Annotated in this window: 4 protein-coding genes; 2 read left to right on the top strand and 2 right to left on the bottom strand. The window is 72.2% G+C overall.

Annotation, left to right across the window (positions count from 1 at the left end):
* Both AB0B01_RS30495 and AB0B01_RS30490 read right to left on the bottom strand, forming a co-directional pair.
* The coding region (locus tag AB0B01_RS30495; protein WP_361726132.1) for a condensation domain-containing protein at positions 1–1,829 on the bottom strand (1,829 nt) is incomplete at its 3' end.
* Positions 1,830–1,858: 29 nt separating this feature from the next.
* Entirely contained in the window at positions 1,859–3,052 is a 1,194-nt protein-coding gene (locus AB0B01_RS30490) for a cytochrome P450 (protein ID WP_361726129.1), read from the bottom strand.
* 197 nt (positions 3,053–3,249) lie between these two features.
* Here AB0B01_RS30490 and AB0B01_RS30485 point away from each other — a divergent pair, with 197 nt between their 5' ends.
* Complete coding sequence (locus AB0B01_RS30485) at positions 3,250–4,503, top strand: MFS transporter (RefSeq protein ID WP_361726126.1); 1,254 nt, start codon at positions 3,250–3,252, stop codon at positions 4,501–4,503.
* A gap of 100 nt (positions 4,504–4,603) precedes the next feature.
* Positions 4,604–5,524, top strand: a complete 921-nt coding sequence (locus AB0B01_RS30480; protein WP_361726123.1) for an alpha/beta fold hydrolase — start codon at positions 4,604–4,606, stop codon at positions 5,522–5,524.
* Positions 5,525–5,566 lie beyond the last annotated feature (42 nt).

Raw genomic sequence — 5,566 nt, 5'->3', positions numbered from 1 at the left:
ACCGCACGCTCCGAACGCGGCAACAACACCGCCACCACCGACTCCGCACCCACCCCCCGCGCCCGAAGCGACCACGCCACCCGATCCGCCCGCCCGTCCAACTCCCGGTAGGACAGGCGTACGGGTCCGTCGACCACGGCGAGTTCGTCGCCGTGGGCGCGGACGCCCTCCTCGAACCAATCGGCCAGGGAGCCCGGTCGTACGGGCGCCGCGGGGCCGGCGGCAGGGGGTTCGACGGCGGCCCGGCGGGCCTCCTCGGGAGTCAGGACGGGCAGGTCCAGGATGCGGGTGGCGGGCGCCTCGGCGATGCCCTCCAGCAGGCTCACGTACAGCCGGGACAACCGCTGGACGGTGTCGGCGTCGAAGAGGGCCGTCGCGTACTCGAAGCATCCGTACAGGCTGCCGTCGGGCATCTCGGAGACGAAGAGCGACAGGTCGAACTTGGCGGTGGTGCTGGGCTGCTCGATGACGGTGAGGTCGAGGCCGGGCAGTCGGAACTCCTGCTGCCCCTGGTAGGAGAACATCACGTCGAACAGCGGCTGGCGGGCCTGGCTGCGGTGGGGCCGCAGGGCGGCGACCAGCCGGTCGAAGGGCAGGTGGCGGTGGTCGTAGGCGTCGACGACGCTTCCGCGCAGCCGGTCGAGGAGCCCGTCGAAGGCCGGGTTGCCCTCCAGGGCCGCCCGGATGACGACGGTGTTGGCGAAATAGCCGGCGAGACCCGCGGCGTCGGGGTGGGCGCGGCCGTCGACGGGGATGCCCACGCACACGTCGTCCTGGCGGCACCAGCGGCCCATCAGGACGTGGAAGCCGGCGAGCAGCACCATGAACGGGGTGGCCGAGCAGCGGACGGCGACCTGGCGCAGGGCTTCGGCGAGCTCGGCGGGCAGGACGAAGCTGACCGAGCTGCCCGCGAAGTCGGTCTGCTCTCCGCGGGGCCGGTCCAGCGGCATGTCCAGGCCGGCGGGGGCCCCGTCGAGGGCTTCGCGCCAGTAGGAGACCTGGGCTTCGAGTTCCTCGCTGCCGAGGTGGCGGCGCTGCCACAGCGCGTAGTCGGCGTACTGGGCGGCGGGCTCGGGCAGCGGGGAGGGGCGGCCGGCGCGGAAGGCCCCGTAGAGCTGCTCAAGTTCGGCGAAGAGCAGGCCGAGGGAGGGGCCGTCGACGATGATGTGCTGGGCGTTGACGGCGAGGACGTGGACCTCGGGGCGCAGCCGCTGGAGCTGGACGACGAAGAGCGGGTCGTGCTCAAGGTCGAAGTGCGTGGCGAAGTGCCGGTCCAGTTCCCGCTGGGATGCCTCGTCGAGCGCCGCTTCGGGCACGTGGGTCAGGTCGACGCGTTCGAGGGTGACCCGCTCGTCGGGGACGGGCCGCTGGACGACCGCGCCGTCCACGGTGTGGAACCGGCTGCGCAGCACCTCGTGGCGGCGGAGGGTCTCGTCGAGCGCGCGGTGCAGCGCGGGCTCGTCGAGCGCGCCTTCCATCCGGACGACCACGCCGACGTTGTAGCTGGCGTCGAGGCCGAGGCGGTCCAGGAACCACAGGCTCTCCTGGCCGTACGACAGCGGCAGCAGCTCGGGGCGCGGCGGGCCGGTGAGCGGTTCGGGCGCCGTCTCCGGCACCGCGGCCGCGCCGCCGGCCGGGTCCCGGCCGGCGGTGGCGGGGTCGGCGGGCTGGGCGAGCAGGCGGAGGATCTCCTGCTTGTGGGTGCGCAGGCGGTTCAGGCGCTCGGCGTCGAGGCGGTCTGCGGGGCGGAAGCGAAGCCGCCCGTCCTGCACCCACAGCTGCACCCCGTCGGCGGTGAGTCCGTCCAGGAGTTCACGCGCTGCTGTCATGGTGGCCCATCTCCTCTGTGGCGGTGCGGTCAGTGCGGACGGAAGGTGAGCGGCAGCGAGGTGAGGCCGCCGAGGATGTGCGAGGCGATGCGCTCGGGGCGCCCGCCGATCTCGATCTCCGCGGGCAGCCGCGCCAGTTCGTCGAGCATGACCTTGATGGTCAGCCGGGCCAGGTTCGCGCCGATGCAGAAGTGGCCGCCGCCGCCGAAGGCGACGTGGTGGTTGGGGGTGCGGTCGAGCAGGAAGCGGTCGGGCTCGTCGAAGACGGCCTCGTCGCGGTTGAGGGAGGGCAGCCAGACGGTGACGGCGTCGCCCGCAGCGATGCGGACCCCGTCCAAGGCGGTGTCCTGTTGGGCGGTGCGCAGGATGTGCGTGACGGGGGCGGTCCACCGCAGGAACTCCTCGGCGGCGGTCTTCAGCCGTACGTCGCCGGCGCGCAGGGCGGCCCACTGCGCGGGGCTCTCCAGCAGGGCGAGCATGCCGGCACCGACCGCCTGCCGGGTGGTCTCGTTCGCGGCGACGATGACGTTGTCACAGGTGAGGACGATTTCCTCGTCGGTGATGTCGAGGCCCCGGGCCTGGGCGCCGACGAGCGCGGACACCAGGTCGCCGCCGGGTTCGCGGCGCTTCACCTCGATGATCTCCGAATAGTGCCGGAGGATTTCGAAATGCGCGAGCTGGGCCTCGATCCCGTCGATGTCCGTGGAATTCTCGGCGGCTTCCGCGGTGACCTTGGCCAGCATTTCCACATCGTCCATGGAAAGGCTGAGGAGTTCGGCGGAAACCGCCAGGGGTATCCGTGCGGCGATGTCCTTGACGAAATCGCAGCTGCCCGTTTCCACCACCGTGCGCAGGACGCCGCGCACGACCTCCCGGGTGCGTTCCTCCATGGCCGCGATGGCGCGGACGGTGAACAGACCCATGATGGCCTTGCGCAGCATGTCGTGCCGGGGCGGGTCGCTCAGGGCCATCATCTTCCCGGCGCCGGGGTAGGGGTCCTTGAAGTTCGGCCGCAGGAAGATGCCCTTGGTGGAGGTGAACCGCTCCCAGTCGGTGAGGACTTCGAGGCCGGCGGCGTGGGTGGTGACGGCCCAGTACCCGCCGTGGTCGCCGTATTCGTGCCAGGAGACCGGACTCTCCCGCCGCAGCCTGCGCCAGACCGCGTGCGGGTCGCCACGGGAATAGAGCTGCGGATCGGTGAGCGAGGTCGTTTCGGTCAGCACGATTTCCCCTTGTATTCGGTGACGGCGTTCCATCTGCCTCCGAACCAGAGAATATCGAGTGTTCGATGGCGCAATCGGTGCAGTCGAACGCGGCGATGGCGGCGGGCCGTGCGCTGTAGATTGTGCTGGCCCGATCGTGGATCGGGCCGCCCGGACGGGGCTCGTTGCCGGAACTCAGCGACTGAAACGGTTACCAGATGGCCACTCAATTATCGGACCGCATACCCGCCCTGCTGCACCAGGTGTCCTTCCGCAGGTACTGGACCGCGCAGACGATCTCGTTCCTCGGCGACCAGGTCAGCACCATCGCGCTGCCGCTGACGGCGGTGCTCGCGCTGAACGCCTCGGCCGCCCAGATGGGTTTCCTGGGGGCGCTGGCCTCGCTGCCCAACCTGCTGTTCTCCCTGCACGCCGGTGGTTTCGTCGACCGGCACGGGAAGTTGAAGCGGCTGATGGTCCTGTGCGACGTGGGCCGGGCGGCGGTGCTGGTCACCGTCCCCGTCGCGTACGCGCTGGACACGCTGACGCTGGCGCACCTGTGGGTGGTGGCGTTCCTGACGGGCACCCTGACCATGCTGTTCAACGTCGCCGGCAACAGCATGTTCGCGGCACTGGTGGAACGCGAGGACTACGTACAGGGAACCTCGCTGACCCGGGGCAGCTTCTCCTTCTCGTGGGTGGCGGGCCCGGGTCTGGGCGGCATGCTGGTGCAGGCCCTGTCCGCCCCGGTCGCACTGGTCGCCGACGTGTGCTCGTTCCTGGTGTCGGGGCTGCTGCTGCGGTCGCTGTCCCCGCGGGAGCCGGAGGTCCCGAAGCAGAAGGAGCCTTCGCACATCCGGGAGGGGCTGCGCTTCGTGGCCCGGACCCCGGTGCTGCGCGCCAAGTTCCTCGGCGGCGGCGCCCTCAACCTCTTCTACACGGTCTACTTCACCCTGTTCCTGCTGTTCATCGCGCGGGAGCTGAAGCTCACCCCGGGCATGATCGGCCTCGCGCTGGGCCTGGGTGCCGTCGGCGCGCTCGCCGGGTCCTTCGTCACCGGCTGGTTCACCCGGCGGATCGGGCTGGGCCTGACCTTCATCGCCGGCTCGCTGCTCTTCCCGGGTGCGCTGGTGCTGGTGCCCTTCGCCTCCTCGGACCGGTGGGTGGCCTTCGGCCTGGTCGTCGCCGCCGAACTGCTGTCGGGCATGGGGCTGATGCTGTGCGACATCGCGGGCTCCTCGATCCAGCAGGCGCTGACCCCGGACCGGTTCCGGTCGCGCGTGCAGGGCGCGTACCTGGCCCTGATCAACGGGGTGCGGACCGCGGGGGCGCTCGTCGCGGGTGCTGCCGGGACCTGGCTCGGGCTGCGGCCCGCCCTGTGGCTGGCGGTGATCGGCGGCGTGGCGAGCGTGCTGCCGCTGCTGCTGGCCCCCGTCGCCCGGATGCGGACGCTGCCCGAGCAGGCCGAGTGAGCCGGTGCGCGCCGGGCCGGGCGGGCTCCGCCCGCCCGGCGCCTTCCCGTTTCGGACCCGCCTCCCGCCCAACCTCCGACGTGATGCCGAAGGAGATGCCATGTCCTTTCTCGCCGACCAGTTGATGGGCGAAGCCCGGCGCCGCGGGGTGCGGCTGTGGGTGGATCCCGCCGGGCGGCTCCAGTACGCCGGCCCCGAGCCGGTGCTGGACGCCCGGTTCACGACGCTGTTGCGCACCCAGGCCGAGCAGATCGCCGCGCGGATCGGCCGTGAGCCGACGCAGCGCTGGTTCAAGCGGATCGGCCCGGAGGGCGACTGCCTGCTGTACCTGCTGCCGGCGGCCGGTGCCGGGCCCGGGCGCTACCAGTCCTGGGCCGCGGCGGTGCCCGCGGGGCTCCAGGTCGAGGCAGTGCTCACCCCGGGCCGCGAGGAGCGGTTCACGGAGGCGCCGTTCACCGAGGTCGGGGCGCTCGCCGACCGGATCGCCGAGCAGGTGCTCGGCCATGCGAGCGGGCGCCCGTTCGCCCTGTTCGGGCACAGCACGGGCGGGCTGGTGGCCCGCGAGGTGACCCGGCGGCTGGCCGGGTCGACCCGGTCCCAGCTGGCCCTGTTCGTGGCGGGCGCGCTGCCGCCGGACCAGGTGGAGGGGCGGACCGAACCGGAGTCCGACGAGGAGCTGATCGCGGACCTCGCGGCCTGGCAGGGCACCCCCGAGGCGCTGATGGCGGACCGCGGCTTCCTGAAGACCTTCCTGCCGGTCCTGCGCGCGGACATGCGCCTGTTCCGCTCCTGCCGCAAGGAGGTCGCGGAGGAGGAGCGGGTCGACGTGCCGGTGACGGCGCTGGGCGGACTCCAGGACGAGACGGCGCCCGAGGGCACCTGCGAGGCCTGGGAGCCGTGGGCGCGCGGGCCGTTCTCCGTCCGCATGGTCGAGGGAGGCCACTTCTTCCCGGAGACGGCGGCGCAGGAGGTCCTGGGCATCGTCGGGGGCACGCTCGCCCTCCGGCCCGCCCCCGCCTGACCTTCCACCGCCCCGGGTGCACGGGGGCCCCGGCACGCGGTG

This window comes from Streptomyces sp. NPDC044571, from assembly GCF_040647115.1.
Classification (GTDB): Bacteria; Actinomycetota; Actinomycetes; order Streptomycetales; family Streptomycetaceae; genus Streptomyces.
This window is presented reverse-complemented; position numbering and strand designations above follow the sequence as displayed.